The organism is Siphonobacter curvatus, assembly GCF_002943425.1.
Taxonomy (GTDB): Bacteria; Bacteroidota; Bacteroidia; order Cytophagales; family Spirosomataceae; genus Siphonobacter; species Siphonobacter curvatus.
In genome coordinates this window covers 174,893-195,119 of the sequence record NZ_PTRA01000007.1, presented here as the reverse complement: position 1 = coordinate 195,119, position 20,227 = coordinate 174,893, and the positions used below count along the sequence as shown (strand labels likewise).

At 47.2% G+C, this 20,227-nt stretch carries 19 protein-coding genes and 1 rRNA gene; 7 read left to right on the top strand and 13 right to left on the bottom strand.

Annotated features, from left to right (window positions below):
- The first annotated feature begins 4 nt into the window (after positions 1 to 4).
- A 5S ribosomal RNA gene (rrf, locus tag C5O19_RS23625) occupies positions 5 to 116 on the top strand.
- A gap of 139 nt (positions 117 to 255) precedes the next feature.
- On the opposite strand, the gene C5O19_RS23620 is transcribed toward rrf, so the two are convergent.
- The 4 genes from C5O19_RS23620 to C5O19_RS23605 all read right to left on the bottom strand — a co-directional run bounded on the left by C5O19_RS23620 (position 256) and on the right by C5O19_RS23605 (position 4,351).
- Complete coding sequence (locus C5O19_RS23620) at positions 256 to 1,269, bottom strand: glycosyl transferase (RefSeq protein ID WP_243406493.1); 1,014 nt, start codon at positions 1,267 to 1,269, stop codon at positions 256 to 258.
- Positions 1,270 to 1,271: 2 nt separating this feature from the next.
- Positions 1,272 to 2,063, bottom strand: coding sequence for a methyltransferase, TIGR04325 family (locus C5O19_RS23615; protein ID WP_104715840.1), 792 nt, complete (start codon positions 2,061 to 2,063; stop codon positions 1,272 to 1,274).
- A 210-nt stretch (positions 2,064 to 2,273) separates the two neighbouring features.
- Positions 2,274 to 3,896: an NADP-dependent glyceraldehyde-3-phosphate dehydrogenase gene (locus tag C5O19_RS23610; protein ID WP_104715839.1), complete on the bottom strand. Its 1,623-nt coding sequence runs from the start codon at positions 3,894 to 3,896 to the stop codon at positions 2,274 to 2,276.
- A 149-nt stretch (positions 3,897 to 4,045) separates the two neighbouring features.
- The gene (locus C5O19_RS23605; RefSeq protein WP_104715838.1) at positions 4,046 to 4,351 is read right to left on the bottom strand and encodes a DUF4286 family protein; all 306 of its coding nucleotides are present in this window, start codon (positions 4,349 to 4,351) and stop codon (positions 4,046 to 4,048) included.
- A 215-nt stretch (positions 4,352 to 4,566) separates the two neighbouring features.
- Here C5O19_RS23605 and C5O19_RS23600 point away from each other — a divergent pair, with 215 nt between their 5' ends.
- On the top strand, positions 4,567 to 5,883 hold the full coding sequence (locus C5O19_RS23600; RefSeq protein ID WP_104715837.1) for a cryptochrome/photolyase family protein: 1,317 nt from the start codon (positions 4,567 to 4,569) through the stop codon (positions 5,881 to 5,883).
- Here the strand turns inward: C5O19_RS23600 and cdaA are convergent.
- The 3 genes from cdaA to C5O19_RS23585 all read right to left on the bottom strand — a co-directional run bounded on the left by cdaA (position 5,880) and on the right by C5O19_RS23585 (position 8,309).
- On the bottom strand, positions 5,880 to 6,677 hold the full coding sequence (gene cdaA / locus C5O19_RS23595) for a diadenylate cyclase CdaA (RefSeq protein WP_104715836.1): 798 nt from the start codon (positions 6,675 to 6,677) through the stop codon (positions 5,880 to 5,882). The genes C5O19_RS23600 and cdaA overlap by 4 nt on opposite strands.
- A 151-nt stretch (positions 6,678 to 6,828) precedes the next feature.
- Positions 6,829 to 7,329, bottom strand: a complete 501-nt coding sequence (locus tag C5O19_RS23590; protein WP_104715835.1) for a hypothetical protein — start codon at positions 7,327 to 7,329, stop codon at positions 6,829 to 6,831.
- Positions 7,330 to 7,397: 68 nt separating this feature from the next.
- Positions 7,398 to 8,309, bottom strand: coding sequence for a hypothetical protein (locus C5O19_RS23585; protein ID WP_104715834.1), 912 nt, complete (start codon positions 8,307 to 8,309; stop codon positions 7,398 to 7,400).
- A 206-nt stretch (positions 8,310 to 8,515) separates the two neighbouring features.
- On the opposite strand from C5O19_RS23585, the gene dnaA reads away from it, so the two are divergent.
- The gene (gene dnaA, locus C5O19_RS23580) at positions 8,516 to 9,943 is read left to right on the top strand and encodes a chromosomal replication initiator protein DnaA (RefSeq protein WP_394341804.1); all 1,428 of its coding nucleotides are present in this window, start codon (positions 8,516 to 8,518) and stop codon (positions 9,941 to 9,943) included.
- Positions 9,944 to 9,978: 35 nt separating this feature from the next.
- Entirely contained in the window at positions 9,979 to 10,941 is a 963-nt protein-coding gene (locus C5O19_RS23575) for a GNAT family N-acetyltransferase (protein WP_104715833.1), read from the top strand.
- A gap of 6 nt (positions 10,942 to 10,947) precedes the next feature.
- On the opposite strand, the gene C5O19_RS23570 is transcribed toward C5O19_RS23575, so the two are convergent.
- Complete coding sequence (locus C5O19_RS23570) at positions 10,948 to 11,760, bottom strand: DUF3108 domain-containing protein (protein ID WP_104715832.1); 813 nt, start codon at positions 11,758 to 11,760, stop codon at positions 10,948 to 10,950.
- A gap of 94 nt (positions 11,761 to 11,854) precedes the next feature.
- Positions 11,855 to 12,880, bottom strand: a complete 1,026-nt coding sequence (locus tag C5O19_RS23565; RefSeq protein ID WP_243406492.1) for an aminopeptidase — start codon at positions 12,878 to 12,880, stop codon at positions 11,855 to 11,857.
- Positions 12,881 to 13,111: 231 nt separating this feature from the next.
- Between C5O19_RS23565 and recA the strand changes: the two genes are divergently transcribed.
- Positions 13,112 to 14,182 (top strand): recombinase RecA, encoded by a 1,071-nt coding sequence (recA, locus tag C5O19_RS23560; RefSeq protein WP_104715831.1) that lies wholly within the window; start codon positions 13,112 to 13,114, stop codon positions 14,180 to 14,182.
- A gap of 49 nt (positions 14,183 to 14,231) precedes the next feature.
- On the opposite strand, the gene C5O19_RS23555 is transcribed toward recA, so the two are convergent.
- From C5O19_RS23555 to C5O19_RS23545, 3 genes are read right to left on the bottom strand one after another with little or no spacing between them, the layout of a single operon-like run.
- Positions 14,232 to 15,002: an SDR family oxidoreductase gene (locus C5O19_RS23555; RefSeq protein WP_243406491.1), complete on the bottom strand. Its 771-nt coding sequence runs from the start codon at positions 15,000 to 15,002 to the stop codon at positions 14,232 to 14,234.
- Positions 15,003 to 15,035: 33 nt separating this feature from the next.
- Positions 15,036 to 15,644 carry a DUF4230 domain-containing protein gene (locus C5O19_RS23550; RefSeq protein ID WP_243406490.1) on the bottom strand — a complete coding sequence of 203 codons (609 nt, stop codon included), beginning with the start codon at positions 15,642 to 15,644 and terminating at the stop codon, positions 15,036 to 15,038.
- Positions 15,645 to 15,656: 12 nt separating this feature from the next.
- The gene (locus tag C5O19_RS23545; protein ID WP_104715829.1) at positions 15,657 to 16,676 is read right to left on the bottom strand and encodes an acyl transferase; all 1,020 of its coding nucleotides are present in this window, start codon (positions 16,674 to 16,676) and stop codon (positions 15,657 to 15,659) included.
- Positions 16,677 to 16,864: 188 nt separating this feature from the next.
- Between C5O19_RS23545 and C5O19_RS23540 the strand changes: the two genes are divergently transcribed.
- Entirely contained in the window at positions 16,865 to 17,395 is a 531-nt protein-coding gene (locus C5O19_RS23540) for a hypothetical protein (protein ID WP_133163439.1), read from the top strand.
- Positions 17,396 to 17,461: 66 nt separating this feature from the next.
- Here the strand turns inward: C5O19_RS23540 and C5O19_RS23535 are convergent, their stop codons facing one another.
- Entirely contained in the window at positions 17,462 to 18,697 is a 1,236-nt protein-coding gene (locus tag C5O19_RS23535; protein ID WP_243406489.1) for a sensor histidine kinase, read from the bottom strand.
- 251 nt (positions 18,698 to 18,948) lie between these two features.
- Between C5O19_RS23535 and hemA the strand changes: the two genes are divergently transcribed.
- Positions 18,949 to 20,217 (top strand): glutamyl-tRNA reductase, encoded by a 1,269-nt coding sequence (gene hemA, locus C5O19_RS23530; RefSeq protein ID WP_104715827.1) that lies wholly within the window; start codon positions 18,949 to 18,951, stop codon positions 20,215 to 20,217.
- Positions 20,218 to 20,227 lie beyond the last annotated feature (10 nt).

Genomic DNA, 20,227 nt, shown 5'->3' with positions numbered 1-20,227 from the left:
AGCCAAGGGCGATCATAGGGCGGGTGTTCACCCCTTCCCATCCCGAACAGGGCCGTTAAGCCCCGCTCCGCCGATGATACTGGGTTCACCCCCGGGAAAGTAGGTAATCGCCTCCCCTTTATCGAAAGAAGCTCCCCTCCATAGGAGCTTCTTTTTTTTTGCTGGATACCCTAGATGATACAGCCGCTACAGCTGTAACTAAAGAATAGAATAGCTACAAAAAAGCCTTCTGATCACTCAGAAGGCTTTTTACGTTTATCGGCCAATGATTAAACCATGTCTGAATCTAAATTGATGGTAGTGATTCGCATAATGCCCTTTAATCCAAAAGAGAATCGTCTTTTTCCACGAGCGACCTAGCCAGGAGACGTTATTGGCTATTTCATGACTAGTAGCCGCTTGATTCACTTGTCTAATTGCTTCGTAGGATTGCTGCAGTGCTCTAATGTAAGGAGCATAGAGATGTTTAATCGCACTATCCGGTAGCATATACGATGGATTGCAAAGCCTTAAAATGTTACTCCTACTATAACTAAAGGAATGGAAATGATAAAAGACCACTTCAAAGCTTTCATCGGTGAATAGATCTTTTCCCTGCAGTTGCGGCTCTGATTTCATAAAGGCATACTGTTGTACATTCCAAGGAGCTACGCCGCCACCTAAGTGCTGCAGTTCGTGCACGCCCGAAAAGCGGTCGAGCCAATCGTCCAGGTACTTTTGGTCCCCAAACTTTCCGTCTTCAAACCGATTATAACACCAGTCGATACAGGCCTTTTTCCACCAGGCTAGGGCCTCTAGACCCCGGGCATCGCGTTTAAACGTGACGAACTGCACACAGTATTTGCCGCTCGTTTCGGTCTGATCATAGGCAGGCGTATACCGATGGGGTGTGATAAGCACGGACGCTTCCCCCATTTCTTTAATCAAGACGTCTGGATTGCTGAAAAAGAGTAAGTCGGCATCTATATACGTACAATGGGGAAGCTGATAGGCCTGAATGGTGTGCCAGATGGTCGCTGGCGTACAGGTCCAGCAATATTCTCCCGCCGTTCGGGAGGACTTTAGCTGAAGCAGTTGCTCATCTTCCCATTCGTCTAAACCAATAATAGTAGCCTGCGAAAGATTGAGCCGTTCTAATACCTCATAGCTATGCGTATCGAACGCATAGATGTATAGGTGAAAATGAGGGCAGTGTTTTTTGAGCGATTCATACATCGCGACGCCACGCGTCAGATACGTGGCATTGAAAAGCGTACAGAAGTAAAGCACTGTTATGGTTTGGTTAGGTAGAATCCTTTATCGTATCCAAGGGGTTGCTTATCAATCCACATTATTGCTTCGCCGGGTACGTAGGAAGTGAAATCAGCTACAGACGTATAGGCTTTTTGAAAGTGAGCTAAGAAAGTGGGTTCGTGGAAAAACCAAGCCGGATAAGAAGCCGGGTAGATTTCAGGGGGTACGCGTTGCAAAGTCAAACGGTCCTGAGCTTCCTCAATAAACGCCGTACGATCCAAAAGAATAAATTCAAAGCCCCAACCGATGAGTTCTTCTAAAAAGGTATGCGGTTGGGGGAGGTACTGTACGACACTCGAAAGAAGGATAAAATCAGTGGGGTACGTTTCCTGACAGGCCTGGATCGAAGGAAAAAAGTGTAGTACATCATCCGCAAAGTATTCGTTTCCACACCTCACGTAATGGGGCTGCTCAACAACGTTCCAGCTTTGGCAGACTTGGGGCGTTAGGAATTCTTTGATTTGATAATACGTACTTCCTAAAGAGCCTCCAAAGTCAAGCACGTGCAAGGGTCGTTGCTTTTGATGAGCACTGTGCAGTAAAAAGGTTAAGAGTGGAAAGGGATACAGCTTTTGATCAAAAAGAACAGAATCCCGTTCATAGACTGCTGTCCCGTTTTTGACCTGCAATAAGGCCTGTTTTGTTTTCTCCAGAATGAGATCAGCGTCGTATCCCGTGGTTTGTTGAAGTACCTGATCCCAGGAGTCATAACGGCCAAACCACCCGGCAGCCGGAGTGGTGGCTTTCTTTTTGAACAAGCCTTGCAGCATAGAATAGTTAAAGTAGGGGGCGTATAGGCACTAAAGATAAAAGGTAAGAAAATACGATAATAGTAATTAGATAATTTTAATTATGGATGAAACGTAACGAAGAAGGCTGGAGATCGTTACTAAAGATTTAGCGATAGAAGTCCTTAAAAATGCGAAGAGTACCTTTCGTGTTTGGAAAGGTACTCTTCAGCAGTAGGATCGAAAAAAGGCTTACAGAATATACCGGGTTGACAGAAAATTGGATTCATTGTCCCGGAGAATTTCATTGACAATGCTCTTATTTTCTGCGGTCTCTTTGGTGGCAACAATGGTCCGGATGGAGAAGGAACGTAGGGCATCATTGACCGAAAGTGTACCTTCGGCGGAGTCTTTACGACCGGTGAAGGGGAACATGTCCGGTCCACGCTGGCACTGGGCGTTAATATTGACCCGCGAAACCTGATTGACGAGTTGATCAACCAGATTCGCAATTTCCAGGGGATCCGTACCGAAGATACTCACCTGTTGTCCGTGCTGCGAATCAATCAAGTACTGAATGGGTTCTTCCTCACTTTTAAAGGTAGCTACCGGAATTAGCGGGCCAAACTGCTCTTCCCGGTAGACTTTCATACCTTCCGTAACGGGGTACACAATAGCCGGGTAGACAATCGATTTGTAATTTTCACCACCGTGGGGATTCACGACCCGGGCTCCTTTGAGTTTCGCATCTTCAATACACTCAATCAGATACGCCGGCTTATTGGGTTCGGGTAAGGGCGTCAGGTTTACGCCTTTTTCCCAGGGCATGCCCAGCTTTAGATGACTAACGGCCTGGCTAAGTTTATCCAGGAATTCTTCGGCCCGACTTTCGTGTACCCAAAGCATTTTAAGAGCGGTACAACGTTGACCATTAAACGACAAGGCTCCCAATACGCATTCTTTAACGGCTAAATCGAGATCGGCATTTTCCAGAATGATTCCCGCGTTTTTAGCATCCAATCCGAGAATGGCCCGCAAGCGATTCGTCTTGGGGTGCATCTTTTTCAAGTCCGAAGCTACTCGGCTAGAACCAATCAGTCCCAGAACGTCAATTTTACCGGATTGCATCAGGGTAGGGATGACCGTATTTCCCCGACCGTATACGGTATTAACAACACCCGCAGGGAAGCTCTCTTTAAAGGCTTCTAGTAAAGGATAGTGTAGTAAGGTTCCGTGCTTGGGAGGTTTGAACAGGACGACGTTGCCCATAAGAATGGCTGGAATCAACATCGTGTAGGTCTCATTGAGTGGGTAATTGAAAGGCCCCATACAAAGCACTACGCCAAGGGGGGACCGACGCACTTGACCAATGATTCCCTCTTCAATAATGAATTTTGAATTTTCCCGATCAATTCGTTTCAATTCATCCATCGTATCATGAATGTATTGAACGGTACGATCAAATTCTTTTTCGGAATCCGCCAGTGATTTACCAATTTCCCACATGAGTAATTTCACCACTTCCGCTTTCTTCTGCACCATTTTCTTGGTGAACGTATCCATACAGGCTAGCCGGTCCGCGACCGACATGGTGGGCCACTCACCACGACCATTGTCATACGCTTTTACCGCCGCGTAGAGCACTTCCATCGCGTCGGGAGCATCTACCACGGGATAACTGCCAATTCGTATCTGTTGAGCACCCTCAGCCGTGCGGGTATAAATCGGTGAATAGACGGCTTGCGTGTTGCCGTTCCAGGCTTTCATGGCACCGCCCACCAGGTATTCCCGTTGTTCCAGGGGTTCGGTAAGGGCGTATTCCGCAGGGATTTGGTCGGAAAGGGGAAATAAGGACTCGAGTTGTAGAGAACTCATGAAAGGGATAGTTGAAGTGAGCTACGAAGAAACGCTTTATTGTGACCGTTTCCAGAAGATAGACGTAAACTTAGAGGGGTTTACCTCATTAATCACAACGCCAGCAAAACAGCTGGGTCACAAACGAAAGTTCGGCTCACTTAAACTATTTATACAATTTCCTGAAGAAGCGTACGGAAGACTACGTATTGACTGCCGTATCGGCGGTCCACTTCAGCCGCAAGACGGGACGAGTGTTCAGTAATGTACGTATTATAATCCTCTTGATCAGCGAAGAAAAATTGAAAAGAGTACGTGACGCCGCCGTTATCAATTTCAGTAAGCAGCTTGAAAATGCGGTTACCAATGGGCAGATTCGTGGCTAACACCGCTGGAACATGGGTGTGCTTCATCCATTGGATCCATTCATCGTGAGCGGCATGTTCGATATTATACGTGATGTTATAGAGAAACATAGAATTAAAATAAAGCGGTCTGCTGCGAATAAAAAAGGATTAGAATCAATACGGCGAAAGAACGGGCTGGGAAAACCGGATCCCAAACTGATTCGATACATCAGGCAAAAACATAATGCCATTTGCGAACGTATCAGGAAAAGCTTACAAAGTCAAAGAAATCGACGGATTCTTTCCTGAGAACCCTGGTCTGTTTTTTGTAAGAGAACTTCGATATGAAGGAAAAAATTACCATTTGTTGGCTACGCCGGGATTTGCGTCTACAAGACCAGGCTGCCTTGTATCATGCCCTACGGAGTGGTCATCCGGTAGTCGTACTCTTTATTTTTGATCGGGAAATTCTGGACGATCTAGACGATCGCCGCGATCGCCGGGTTGAGTTTATTCACCAAACGGTTACTCAGCTACAGACCGCCTTACAGCAACACGGTTCGGATCTACTAGTCTATTACGACCGACCGTTACCGGTTTGGAAGCAGCTACTCCAGCAATACAATATCGCTCAGGTACACATCAATCACGATTATGAGCAGTACGCGATTGATCGTGATGCAGCCGTTCGGACCTTACTGGAAAGTCAGGATATCCCGCTCTACAGCTACAAAGACCAATGTATTTTTGATCGCGATGAAGTACTCAGTAAAGCGGGCAAACCCTACAGCGTTTTTACTCCTTACAGTAAGGCCTGGAAAGCTAAGGTGAATGATTTTTATCTGCGTTCGTATCCCACCGAGAAGTACTTCAAACAATTTTATCAGGGTTCTTTTTCTGGAGTTCCCACGCTGGAATCGATGAATTTTGAAGCCCTAGGCAAACCCTTCCCCGCTCAGGAAATTCCCGTAGCTACCATCGAAACCTACGCTGAAAAGCGGGATTATCCAGCTTTAGAGGCGACCTCCCGCATGTCTATTCACCTGCGATTCGGTACCGTATCCATTCGTGAATTGGCTCGGAAGGCTCAAGAGTTAAGTCCGACGTATCTGAATGAATTGATTTGGCGGGATTTTTATTTTCAGGTTTTGTACCATTTCCCGCATATTAATACGGGTCACGCCTTTCGGAAAGAGTACGACCGAATCCAATGGCGGAACAATGAGGCAGAATTTGAAGCTTGGTGCCAGGGCCGCACGGGGTATCCACTCGTGGATGCAGGCATGCGGCAGATGAATGAAACCGGCTTCATGCACAACCGGATTCGTATGGTAACGGCCAGTTTTCTTGCCAAACACCTGCTCATCGACTGGCGTTGGGGAGAAGCATATTTTGCTAAGAAATTACTGGATTATGACTTTTCTGCCAATAATGGGGGCTGGCAGTGGGCCGCCGGAAGTGGTTGTGACGCCTCGCCTTATTTTAGGGTTTTCAATCCAGCTTTGCAGGCGAAGAAGTTTGATCCCAAGGGACAATACGTGAAGAAATGGGTACCCGAAATAGATCAGGTGGACTACCCCGATCCCATAGTAGAGCACGAAACCGCTCGGGAGCGGGCGATACAGACCTATCGCCGGGCGGTGAAGAAAGATAGCAATTAGCGTTGGCGTAAGTAATCGACTAACTGATTTTGTAATTCATGAATCGGAAGGTGGCGATGGAGCTCACCGCCTTCCGTTGCCATGGAAATTTCCCCTCGTTCTTCAGAAACAACGATAACTGCCGCGTCTGAGTGTTCGGAAAGACCAATGGCTGCCCGATGACGAAAGCCCAGAATGGCCGGTAAATCCGGATTTTCGGAAATGGGAAGCATACAGCGGGCGGCTTTAATGCGATGATCGGAAATGATGACGGCTCCGTCGTGCAAAGGTCCGTTCTTCTGAAAAATAGCTAGTAAAAGGGCTCGTGATAACTGTGCATCCAGGGCATCGCCGGACTCAATGTAACGCTTCAGGGGATCTTCTTTTTTGATTACAATCAATGCTCCAGTACGCGTGGCAGCTAATTTCTTAACGGCATCAATCACGGGTTGTAATTCCCAGTTACTCTGTTTTTCGGATTTCTGATTAAAAATGCGGTGTAGAATGGGATACTGTTGCAGATTAGTCGAGCGGCCTACAAAAATAAGAAACCTTCGAATTTCAGGCTGGAAAATCACTACTAAAGCTAGTACACCGATTTCCATGAATTGTCCCAGAATGGTGGACAATAATTCCATGCCCAATGCCCGGACAATGAGGTAAATGCCATACACCAGCAAATAGCCCAGAAAAACGCGGCTAGCAATACTGCCTTTAATGAGAAAATACACCTGATAGAGTAGGAATGCAACCAGTCCAATATCAATCAGGTCAAGAAAATCAATATCTAGAAAGCCTAGCCTTAATAGCAGCATTTGATCTACGAAAACGGTTGAAGCACCCCCTAATAAGGTAAATTAGAAAACTCAAAAATAAAAAAAACGCTGGCACTTCCTGCCTTGTAGGCTATACTTTACTTGAAATGGTATAAAAAAATATAAGAATAGTTTTAAAATTAAAGCTTTTTTATCGACTGGCTACGGACTGCTGCAGGATACCATCTTTAGCTAGTCGCTTAAAAATGGCCGTAACGGGTACCTTATCGGTGCCTTCCGCTTTAATCTCGGCTTTCCAGAAGGGCTGAAGCGATGGTAAATTCTGCAGTTCAAGCTGATACACTTGGCCCGTTACCCGCGTGCGATTATAGGAATCCGTTCGTACGAGCGACCGCGTGCGACGAACAATCAAAGCTACCTCCGCCTGACACGTCTGATTTTGCTCGGTAATGAAGTCTGACAGCGAATCGAATGCCAGAGCGGGTTGGTAGGAGGCCGTACAAAGGGTGTAGTTGGCAGGGCATTCTTTCAAAAATCGTTGGGCATTGCTCGTTTCCCGAGGCGTATCCTCTAGGACGACTAACAATCGCTGAAAAGCGGGTACGCTACCCGCTTTCGTATTGGACCGAACGGATACACAATTCGTACAAAAAAGGGCGGACAACGTAAGTACAAAAAGGGAGCGAAGCATGCGATTTCAAGTAAGAGGTTAAAACAGAGTCGTTGCCGACGGACGTAAGACACCTATAAAAATCGGTATCATTCCATGGAAATCATCACGTTTGCCCATACTTTTTGAGCGACGAACCAAGTAAGGGCCTGTAAAAAAGCTTCTGAATAGTTTTCTGTAGGGATAGCTGCTTTTGTACCGACCGTATACGCATTGACTTGAGCTAGTAACCAGTCAGGGTAATCACCTGGATGTAAATGAATAAATAAGGGCGTTGGAACTGCTGGGCTGAAGGCCTGCTGCCACTGGGCCAGCAGTAAGCGAAAGGCCCGGATGCGAATACAGTCCAGCAAGGTATCGGTACTCCGTTCAAAAGAAAATTGGACGTTTGAAAGAAGCTGATGCGTCGAGTAATCGGTATCGAGAAAAGCTTGTAACCAGCGATGCACGCTCAGAAAGGCATGACTCAAACCGGCTAGACCATCCGCGGTTACCGTTAAACGAAAAGGCCGGAATTCGGGCCATGCGTCGGTTTTGCGTAGTAACCCTAACTCGAAACCTGGAAATTCAGGTTGAAGTTTGCTGGCGAAACCACCCTGTATCGGGTAAGGAAAGCATGCGGACAGCGTATCACCTAAGGCCAGAAAATCGACATTCCCTGAAAAATACAGCGCGAGGCGTTGGGCATCCAAGGGACGTAGGTACGTCTCCAGGGGTTCTTCCCAGGGCTGTTCTAATACTAATTCTAGAGCGTCGAAGGATTCCAGGTCGCTTGGGGGAGGAGCAGGAGCATGCCATTCCAATCGCTTCTCATGGGATAGAATCGGGTCGACCAAGAGCACCTGCGAGGGCATTCCTGCCGCCCAGGGATCTGTATCTGGCAACATTTGCCAGCCCAGTAGGGTTTCGGTTAAGGCAGGCTGTAAAAAATCGGGTACGGGTTGAAAGGAACGTTGACGTGCGGGAAGTTCGGCAAAAAGTTCACTTGGGTGCTTTTTCATAGGGTTAGGTTGTAAATCCAGCGAATCAATAAAAATATTCGTTCGTCTACCCGAAATTTTCTAATTTGTGAAACGGCTTTCCCAAAAAGAGTATGCTCAAAATTTTTTAAAGGAAATTGTCCGAAGACTAGCCGAGGCAGAATCGGTTTTTTTATCTTTGCCTCCCCTTATGAAAAATCCAGCCTGAAATAGCCTTGCAGACTGTCGTGCGTGATGCCAAATCCGTTTGGCAAGAGTGTTTACGGATCATACGTGAGTACGTGCCTGAACAAAGTTTCAAAACTTGGTTCGAGCCGATCGTGCCCGCACGTCTGGTTGGAAGCACGCTGACGATTCAGGTACCTAGCGAATTTTTCTACGAATGGCTGGAAGAAAACTACGTTCACGTACTCCGACGGGCGATTGACCATGCCATTGGTCGTCAGGGAATGCTGGAATATTCGGTGATTGTAGACCGGGGTGACGACAAGAAGCCACCCATGGGTTATACCGTACCCAACCAGCGGCCTGCTCCGCAAAATTCGGCTCCTCCGGCTAAGAAGGCCTCGGAACCCGAACAGCTTCGCAATCCTTTCGAGTTACCGGATCTGGATGGTCTGGAGCTTACTTCTTATCTCAATCCGATTTATACCTTCGAAAATTACGTCGAGGGTGATTTTAATCGACTGGCTCGTTCGGCAGGACAGGCCGTAGCCAGTAAGCCCGGTGTTACGTCTTTTAACCCGCTGATGATTTACGGCGGCGTGGGTTTGGGGAAAACGCACCTCGCCCAAGCCATTGGTAATCAGATCAAGGCTTCCAATTCGGGGAAATTTGTGTTATTTGTTTCCACGGAGAAATTCATGAATCAATTCGTGATGGCCGTGCGAAATAACTCGATTCAGAACTTTACTAATTTCTACCTCCAGGTGGACGTGTTGATTCTCGACGACGTTCAGTTCCTGGCGGGAAAGGAACGTACGCAGGAAACGTTCTTCCATATTTTCAATCACCTGCACCAGACGGGCAAGCAGATTATCATGACTTCTGACCGCCCGCCGAAAGATTTGCAGGGCTTACAGGATCGTCTGTTGTCGCGGTTCAAGTGGGGGCTGTCGGCAGATTTGCAAATGCCGGACCTCGAATCCCGGATTGCTATCATCATGAAGAAGTTGCATGGTGACGGCGTTGATATTGATTACGAAGTGATCGAATATTTGGCTCACTCGATTGATACCAACGTACGGGAACTGGAAGGAGTCGTCGTGTCGCTCATCGCTCAGGCCACATTGCTGCGGCGGGAGATTGACATGAATCTGGCCCGGCAGGTACTCCGCAACATTGTTCAGGATTCCGAACGGGAAGTCACCATCGAAACCATCATGGAGACGATTTCCCAGCATTACCGGATCAGTTTGCAGGATATGAAAGGCAAGAGCCGCAAGAAAGAGATTGTCTTTCCCCGGCAGGTCGCCATGTATTTTGCCAAAGATTATACCGATCTATCCCTCAAATCCATCGGATACCATTTCGGTGGCCGCGATCACTCGACGGTCATTCACGCCATTCAGACCATCTCCGAACTCAAGGAGCACAATGCGGAGGTAAAGGCACAACTGCAGGAATTACAGAAAAATTTCGGCAAGAAAAGTTAAGACTGCTTTTCTTTGTGGCTTTCAACCTGCACTGAATGATTCATCATCTTCGCCGTTCCCAGGTCGATGTACAGGCGTATGATGCCTGCGTGGAGCAATCCGAATGGGGCACCATCTACGGACTTTCCTGGTGGCTGGATCAGGTCTCACCCGACTGGGAATGCCTGGTTTGGCAGGAACAATCCTCCCAACTGTACCGAGCCGTTTTACCCGTACCCGTCCAGCGACGCTATGGGATACGCATGGTGCATCAGCCCCTGTTTTGTCAGTTTCTGGCTTTGTATTCGGCTGAATCACTTCCCGTAGCCATTCAAAAGGATTTTATAAAGGCCCTGCTGGCTAACTATGCGCTCATTGCCACTTATCAACTCAACTTTCCCGAAGCTTCAATACTGAGTAGCTTTCCAGCGTTAAACCTTCGTCAGCTGCATACGCATCTACTATCGCTGGATGCTCCGTATGAAATCCTTTACCAGGGTTACAATCGGGATCGCAAAATGAATGTCAAGCGGGCGTATCAGGCGGATTGGACCTGCCGGGAAGGAAGCGATATCACCCCATTAGCGGAATTTTTCAGGCAGCATCACGCGCATCAAATTGAAGGTGGGGTTCACCCAGGAGCTTATGCCTTGCTAAAAACGTTGTTTGAAGCGTGTGAAAAACGGGGCTATTCGGACTTATGGTATGCCGAAAAAGACAGTCGGGTAGAGGCGGGAGCCTGGTTTGTAACCTTTCAGCAACGAACCCTGTACCTGTTTAATGCGGCTACGCCGGAAGGTAGGAAAGCCAATGCTCGAACGTTTTTAATTGATCAGTTTATTCGGCAGCAGGCCGGAAGGCAGGCGTGGTTTGATTTTGAAAGTGCCAATGTACCCAGCATTGCCGAGTTCTACGCCAGTTTCGGGAGTCACGTAGTCGCCTACTATGAACTGCGAAGCAATCGGCTACCGAAAATCATTCAATGGCTATGGAAACTGAAAAATCGCTTGTTGCGGTAGGGCTTTTTACTGCCAGTTAAAGGTTTCTTTCATCCCCCGGTAATCTTTCAAATCCATGGCTACCGATCCAACTACTAAGTCAAATTCTACTTTAACGGGCACTTTATTGGCATCATCCGACACCCAGATGCGAATAGCTTCTTTGCCATCGAATAACTGGTTGTTGGGCATTTGAGGGATGATCCGGTGCGTGTTGAGCTTACCGTATTTGGTCTTGATGACTTCTTTGCCGGCGTACCGAATCCGTAGATCGATAAACTCATTGTCATAAAACATCTTAACGGCCGTGAGTTGTCCCGTTTTCATTTTGTTGAAATCCAGACCCCGTACGTAGAAATAGGCACTCACTACGTCGTACACGTCTCCGGGTACCTTAAAATCTTTAACGACTTCGGCTGAGTTTTTGCCTTTGGAAACGGAAGTAAGTTTATCGCCTTCCTGATCAAAAGAAACGCGTTGCTCCTTGTAGTAGCGACCCTCCTGTTGTTTCATGGCAAAGTCAATCGGCAACATGGTTTGTGGATCCATGTACGAGGTCCAGCTATCACGGATTTTAGTAACCAGATCAAAAGCCCCCGTCGTTCGTCCGATGGCCGTTACCCGGTAACAGGCTTTTCCTTTCACCCGGTGAAATTTATCACTCACATCCACGATGGCCTCGGCGGCATTGATAAACCCGTAATGCACCCGATATTCCAGATGTTCGCCCTGATTGATAACCGAGTCTACTTTAGGCTCCGGTTGTGTGAACGCCAGTAAACACCCTACCAGACAACTACCTACCAACGTAAAAAATGTATAACTACGGAACCTCTTCATGCAATAGTGGGGATAGGATCAAGTCGCCAGGTTTCTATGCTGCAACTTTAAATCTTTTCAGTAGGGTTTCAAAGTGGCACGGCGATGTTCTTGCTTAGCGGCCGTATTTTGCTTTTAAATGCTGTAAATAACGCTTAAAGTCACTATTAAATTTTTCCCGGAAGTCAACTTCGAATTCATTTCTCCGGGAATTATACGTTGAAAAACCGACGAAAAAAGCATTGTTTACATCCGTGGGCCAGCTTCGCTTTTTCACGTGAGACAAATCCTGGTACAGGGAATCCGACTGCTGTAGGATTTGCCCGATCAGCCTTCGTTTGAGCTGATCCTTCCGAGCCTTGGGCAGATGGTCCGTAAAGCTTTCGTATAGACGATCCAGTAACTCTTTTCCATGATTAAAATGCTGGATATACCGTTCACGAAACACTTTTCCTTCCTGATAACTGCGATACTGCGGTGAATCGGTTCCAAAACGCTGTGCCAAAAACCGTACGGCTCCGTAATCGCCAATAAAGTTGGCCAGGTTTTCATTGAATTCATGCTGATTCTTGATGAATAAGGTAGAATGAGTCATTTCGTGCATAATTAGGCTCGCCAATCGCCCTTCTGACAATTGCAGCATCCCCGAAAGAATGGGATCATGAAAGTAACCCAGCGTACTGTAGGCGGAGACGGGACTAATTTCGGTATCATAATCCTTCCAGAGCTGGGCTTCCTGTTTGGCTTTTTCCAAATCGAAGAAACCCTTATACGTAAACGAACCGATGAGTGGAAACGAAAACTCAACGGCTTTAATCCGATACGGTTCCGCGACCGTAAGTACGTAACAGATGGGTTTATTCTGTTGATCGAAATAGGTTTGGTAATTGGGCGTAGCATTGAGGCCAAGCGAGTCGATGGCAAACTGCCGGATTTCTTCAACAAAGCGAAGTTTGGCTTTTACTGAATCGGGGACTGCTGGATCCGTCAGTACTTCTTCGACGGGCTTAGCCTGGAGAATGACCCGAGCTCCTCCACTGAGTTGGCCGTAGCCATAGCTCACCCAATCCCACTGCCAGATGATCAATACAAGCAGTAATACGCTCAAACTCAGAAAGACTCGCTTCAGGATACGTTTCATGGAAAAATTCTAGGGGAAACCGGAAAATCAATAATATTTCTTTTTTTATAAACGGATATTCATCCAATCGTGTTTTCAAAGTAACTATGTTTCTGTATTCAGGACGTGGCAGCGTATCTTTTGCGGATTGATTAAAAAAATACAACAATTTTTAGTCAATGGTTAGGATATTTGCCCGAAAAGCAGTAATTTTAGATCATATTCTTCACCCAATAGCTCGTTTTTTGATACATGGCACAAGCAACCGGTACTGATGCAGGACAGAAATTGAAAGCTCTGCAAACGACCATTGAAAAATTAGACAAAACCTACGGTAAAGGTACGGTCATGCGTCTTTCAGACGCTAAAGTGCTCGATATTCCCGTCATTTCAACGGGATCACTGGGTCTTGATCTGGCCTTAGGCATTGGTGGCGTGCCCCGGGGACGGGTCGTAGAAATCTACGGACCTGAATCGTCCGGTAAGACGACCATCGCGATGCATTGCATTGCGGAGGCCCAAAAGAAAGGGGGTTTAGCCGCTTTCATTGATGCTGAACACGCCTTTGATCGTAGCTATGCGGAAAAATTAGGTATTGACACGGGCAATTTGTTGATTGCTCAACCCGACAACGGGGAGCAGGCTTTGGAAATTGCCGAGCATCTGATTTCTTCAGGTGCCATTGATATTATTGTGATTGACTCCGTAGCTGCTCTGGTACCCAAAGCCGAAATTGAAGGCGACATGGGTGATTCCAAAGTAGGTCTGCAAGCCCGTTTGATGTCGCAGGCCTTGCGTAAGATGACGGGTATTATTAATAAAACGTCCTGCTGCTGTATCTTCATTAACCAGCTGCGGGAAAAAATCGGTGTGATGTTCGGTAACCCCGAAACGACTACCGGTGGTAACGCTTTGAAATTCTATGCTTCGGTTCGTTTGGATATTCGCCGGGCCGGACAAATCAAAGAAGGAGCCGATAGTATTACGGGTAACCGTACCCGCGTGAAAGTGGTGAAAAACAAACTGGCTCCTCCATTCAAAGTCATCGAGTTTGACATCATGTACGGCGAAGGTATTTCCAAAGTAGGCGAGGTCCTTGACTTAGCCGTTGAACTGGAAATCGTTAAGAAATCCGGTTCTTGGTTCAGCTACGGTACCAACCGTCTGGGTCAAGGTCGGGATGCCGTGAAGGAGTTGTTGAAAGACAATCCGGAACTGCTTGACGAGCTGGAAGCCAAAATCAAGGAGAAGGTGAAAGGGGATGACGAAGCACTCGTCGATACGCTGGAGCCGAACGTAGTAGATGATGGCAAAGAAGAGTAATACGTAATAAAAAACCCGCTGACTTTAGTCAGCGGGTTTTTTATTGGATTTATACGTAAATCATTTTCTTGGTCATACCGCCGTCCACGAAGAAATTCTGACCCGTGATAAAAGAGTTGTCGGGGTTGAGTAAAAAGAGAACCATGCGAGCGATATCCTCGGCTTGCCCTACGCGGCCCGCCGGATGCTGCTCATGATCGGCTTTACTCAATTTTTCAGGCTGACGGGCAGATGATTTCTTCAACGAAGAGACATCAATCCAGCCCGGAGAGATGCAGTTCACCCGTACATCAGGACCTAAGCTGATGGCTAAAGAATGAGTTAGGGCAAAAATGCCGCCTTTGGACGCGGAGTAGGCAAAAGTCCCCGGCTCCGACTGAAACGCTCGCGTCGAACACATATGGATGATGGATCCCTTGGTCTTTTTCAGGTGAGGGGCCGCCAGCTTGCTAGCATAAAAAGGACCTGATAAGTTAATACCCAAACCTTGATCCCAGTCTTCGAACGTCCATTCTTCCAGGGGCTTGGCTTCAAATACCGCCGCATTATTGATAAGGACGTCCAGATGGCCGTACTTGGCAAGGGTGGTCGCAAAGGCCGCTTCTACTTCGGCTATTTTCCCTACCTGACAGCGTACCGTCAGTAGGGGGCCTAGGTTTGTTAAAGCCTGTTCGGTTTCGGTGAGTGCTTCTTCGTCAAAATCCCAAATAGCTACTGCGTAACCATTCTGTAATAAATCTTGAGCTAGTACCCGGCCAATGCCCTGAGCTCCACCCGTTATAATTGCTACTTTTTCCTTCATGATTGATGCGTTAGTCATGAAAGAGAGGGCTCAAAAAAGTATACAATGGCTTTAACGGGGGTCGTCAATCTGTCCTTTCATTCGGTATCGAAGCAGTACTTTTTTGCCGGAGACTTTTTCCAGCATCGGACGAAGAATTTTAGTAGCGTTTAGCTTCGTTTGTTCCAAAATACCCTGTTGGATAGCCGAGGTTTGTACCTGTTCCTCCGCTTTTTTGAACGCCTGCTCAATCAAAAGTGCCTCATCACTGAAAGCGAATTCCGTATTGTATACTTTCGATTTCGAATGATCGACCCGGGCCAGGCAGATTTCTGGATCGGGTAAACGTACAATTAGCGTATCCCCCGTTTCTCCCAAATCGGTAACCGTCATCTTCGTCAAATCCAGACAACCGACGGCTTCGCCCTGAATAATGAGTAGTGCTTTCGCATCGGGTAAAAACTGACGGGTGATCTGCTGATCGACGACATCGCGAAAATTGTATTTAACCAGCTCTAGTTTGCCCAGCGAGGTAATTTCGCGTAGTACAATATTATGATTGGAAACCACCTCGGGCTCCGGTCTTTGCAAAAAGAACTTTCGTGATTTAAGTTGTTCCCAGCCGTAAATAGCCGCCGCCAGAAGCAGCACTACAAAGAGAATACGAATCAAAAAACGCATAGACTTATCCTGCTAAAGTACCATCAAATTACAACCTCGAATATCAGAGTTATCGAAGCGACCCAGTACCCGAAAACTATTGGCCTCGGGCCCATAACTGCCTAAATCTTTCGTCTCTAAAAAACTGCACGAATCAATATTGGCCAGGTCAATTACATTGAGTCCGCCCGAACGCCGCGAAGGTTCATTGCGGGAATAATACGTAAACGGATCATTGACATCCCGGAGACTAATCTGCAAACTCGGCGGTAGATGAAACAAACCTTCGCCAAAAGAGTATCCTTGGGATAGCAATTCCGTCATGCCATATTCGGAATGAATGACGGGTACGTGAAAGGCTTTCGTAAGTAGTTGATGGACTTCTTCCCGAAGCAATTCCTGCCGCCGGCCTTTCATACCGCCCGTTTCCATGATTATCAGTTGAGGCATGTCTTCCAGAAACGATAAATCGGCCGTTTCCGCCAGATCAAGCAGGGCAAACGTGACCCCGATTAAAAGCACTTTACGCTGCCGGTCCGGTTGAAGGGCCCGAAGGCGTTCGAGCAGCTCATCCGTATTATGCAGGTAAAAACCCGAATAGTCCGACTGATTCTTCTCTACAAAATGCCGGACCATGTGGACCAGCGAAGAATTACTCCGTTCGAGGTAGGAGGGCAACAAAGCCAAGATGTGAAAATCTTGCAAGGGACCGTAAAAGCGTTCAAAAATCTGTTCACTAATCTGGTCATAAAAAGCCGGATCCGCTACGTAATGCTGACTCGTTACCTGTCCGGTAGTACCGCTACTGGCAAAAATAAGGGGGCTGGAAACGGGGGTAGAGAGTACGGGATGGGTTTTAAAAAACTCAAGGGGCAAGTACGGGATTTGTGCTACCGTCTTCACTTGCGTAGGGGAAATCCGTAAATGCCGTAAATATTCCTGATACACCGGATTTTGAGCCGCCTGAAACTGAAAAACTTCCAAGGCCAGGGCTGGAAAAGAGGTTTCTTCCAACGCTAATACGCGGTCTTTAAGCTCCTGCTGAATGGACATGATGATTACTAAAAAGCAGTACGTAGGTAAAAGACGAGGGCTGAAATCGAAGTCAAGTGCCGGGCAATCCGATTGGGCAATTCCTTTCTAAAGGGCAAAATGCAGCGCAATTTTAATTTACCAAAGGGCTTACGTAACTTTCCGCCCGTCTCGTCGTTTATGACAGAGACGAAATGATTTAGGTTCCTATGAAACGATTATTATTTATCTTTTCCATAACGATAGCGGTATTGGCCCTGGCCAGCTGTACGGCTGAGCCGGATTTTTCGAATGTACCCATGCTACTGGACGGTTCGACGACGCTTACCAAGTACGCCAACATTCGAGATCGTCTGGGAAATGCCCAGGATTCACTGGTGATTGGCGTGAAGTTTCAGGATGGAGACGGAGACTTGGGCCTTTCACCGGGTACCTATCCCCAGGATTCCATTCAATTTAATAACGGATTTAATTACGAAGTACGTACGTTTCGTCGGATCAGAGGACAATTTCAGGACGTAAGTGCCTCCTTCGGGGTTTCTAACTCTGGAAATTTCCCGCGGCTCCGTACCGATAACAAAGTAGGTCCCATTGAAGGAACACTGCAACGGGCCATCATGGTACCTTACGGAGCGGTGACGCGGAATGACACGCTTAAATTCATGATTCGCATTCGGGACCGGGGCATGAACGTCAGCAATGAAGTGGAAACACCTTCCGTAGTGGTGCGGGCTCAGTAAAAACTAGCGATGATCGTACCTAAAAAAGAGCCGGTTTCGACCGGCTCTTTTTTAGGTACACTAGTTTCAGGAGGGGAGTGAAATACGAAAGGTAGTGCCTTTGCCGGGCTCCGATGCTTTCACATATAAACGTCCCCGGTGGTAATTCTCAATGATCCGTTTAGCGAGCGTTAGGCCCAAACCCCAGCCGCGTTTCTTGGTACTAAAACCAGGATTAAACACCTGCTTCCATTGCGATTTTGGAATGCCTTTTCCCGTATCGCTGATGTCGATATACGTTTGTCCCGCTTTTTCCCAGAGGTGAATCCGTAGTTCGCCTACGCCTTCCATGGCATCAACGGCATTTTTGCACAGGTTTTCAACGACCCATTCAAACAGATTTCGGTTGACGGGGATCATCTTACCCGCGGGGATTTCATTGTTGACGTTCCATTTGATCTTGGAGGAAACCCGCCGTTTCAAATAATCCACAAACTGCTCGACATGCTGAGCCAAGGGTTCGGGATGTAGCGTTGGTACGGAACCAATATTGGAGAAACGGGCAGTAATGGTTTCCAGTCGTTCTACATCCTTTTCCACCTCCAGTACAAATTCGGTTTCGTAGCGATCCGGGTCCGTTTTGAAGTATTCCACCCAGCCTTTCAAACCCGAAAGCGGCGTACCTAATTGGTGAGCGGTTTCTTTGGCTAGACCTACCCAAACCCGGTTTTGCTCCGATCGCCGAGACGCACTAAAGGCTAAATAAGCTAGATAGCCAAAGACCAGTAAGCCCAGTAGCATGATAACTGGATAATACTGAAGCTGGGTAAAGAGGAAAGAATGGCTAAAGTAAATGTATCCTTTGCCAAAGCCGCCATCAATTTCGATGGGGGGATGCGTCGTTTGAAATTCCTGCGATTTTTGCTTGAGAAAGGCCGGAATTTCTTGGGTATTCTCCGGTAATTTTAAGTTAATGGATTGATATTGACCCTGATACTCATAAATGACCGGAATCTCGGTATTGATCTTCACGACCTTATCGAAAAAGAAATTAACGTCCGTTTCAACCGGACTCGTCAGGGCGTACTCTAAGCTTTCCGCGTACAGACGTACTTCTTCTTCTTCGTGGGATTCCAGGCGGACAATAAGGGTATTTGTATAGTAAAACCAGGCACCCGAGAAGGCCATCAGTATTAATAAAATACCAATTTTAACCTGATTTTTCTGCTGATATAAATCGCCGGAAAGCATCCGGGCGGGCAGACTTCCCAGCCGATTTTCGGAACGTAATTTGGGGGGGGCAGGAGCCGTACTATTCTTCATTTCATAAGTGCCAACGTCGAACCCATGGACGTCGGTATACAGAGAGTAAGCAAAAATTGAAAACGAGCTAAATCCGTGGAGATCAGCGGACAAATCTCGACTATTTCAATGATTTTCATCAGGTTTTTCTATGACTAAATTGGAAAATTCAATAAGTAATTTTGATCCATTCTAAATAAAAAAGAATGGGATTTATTACGACCTAGTGTAAGTTATCCTGACGTATTTTTGTGTGATTTTAGTGAAAGCAGATGGCTAATACGTTTCGAGCAATCAGTTTATCGTACAAAACCGCTCCCTTGGCAGTCCGGGAGTTGGTGGCATTGGATGAGAGCGAAGCCAAAACGTTTTCCTTGAAATTGAAAGAACTCTTCGGTTTTCAGGATATTTTGGCAGTATCAACGTGCAATCGTACGGAAATATATTACACGGCTGAGGCAGACTATGCCGAGTCGATTATTAAGTTACTGGCTATTGAAAAAGGTCTGGAAAAACCCGCTGACCTACCCGAATACTTCGTCAATCTAAGCGATCAGACGCAGGCCATTCGGCATTTATTCGAAGTGGCTACTGGTTTGCATTCGCAGGTGGTTGGCGATCTCCAGATTCCTAATCAGGTAAAACATTCGTACCAGTGGGCGGTGGACGCCGATGTAGCGAGTCCCTTCCTGCACCGGTTGATGCACACGATTTTCTTCGCCAGTAAACGCGTATCTCAGGAGACCAGTTTCCGCGACGGAGCCGCTTCGGTTTCGTACGCAACGGTGGAATTGATCGCTGACTTAACGCAGAATCATACCTTACCCAAAGTTCTCGTCGTAGGTCTGGGTGAGATTGGTACGGACGTGGTGAAGAACTTGGCCGACAAGGGTTTTGCTCAGATTACGTTACTCAATCGTACGTATGCGAAGTCAGTGAGCTTGGCGGAAGGTACCGATTTTCGGGTAGCGGATTGGGAGAATTTGGAAGCGGAAGTAGCCCAGGCGGATGTGATTGTTTCTTCCCTACGCGTAGCAACTCCGTTGTTTACCAAAGCGTTTGTCGAGCAACTCAATATTCTAACCTTCAAGTACTTCATCGATCTTTCCGTGCCGCGTAGCGTAGCTCCGCAGGCGGAAGAAGTACCCGGAGCACTGGTATACGCCATCGACGACATTCAAGCCAAAGCGAACGCTGCTCTGCAACGCCGCCTGGAGTCTGTACCACAGGTACACCGCATTCTGGACGAAGCCATGGCTGGTTTTCAGGATTGGTCGAAAGAGATGGTGGTATCCCCCACGATTCAAAAATTCAAACAGGCCCTGGATCAGATTCGCAAGGAAGAACTGGCCCGTCAGCTCAAACACCTGACGCCCCAGGAAGCCGAGAAATTCGATAAATTGACGTCTAACATCGTCAACCGTATTTTACGTTCACCGGCTGTCAATCTGAAAAACGCTTGTCGTCGCGGCGACGCCGATCAGTTGGCCGATGTGCTTTCGGAACTGTTCGATTTAGAGCGGCAGGCTGAACCTAAATAAGCGTACACTC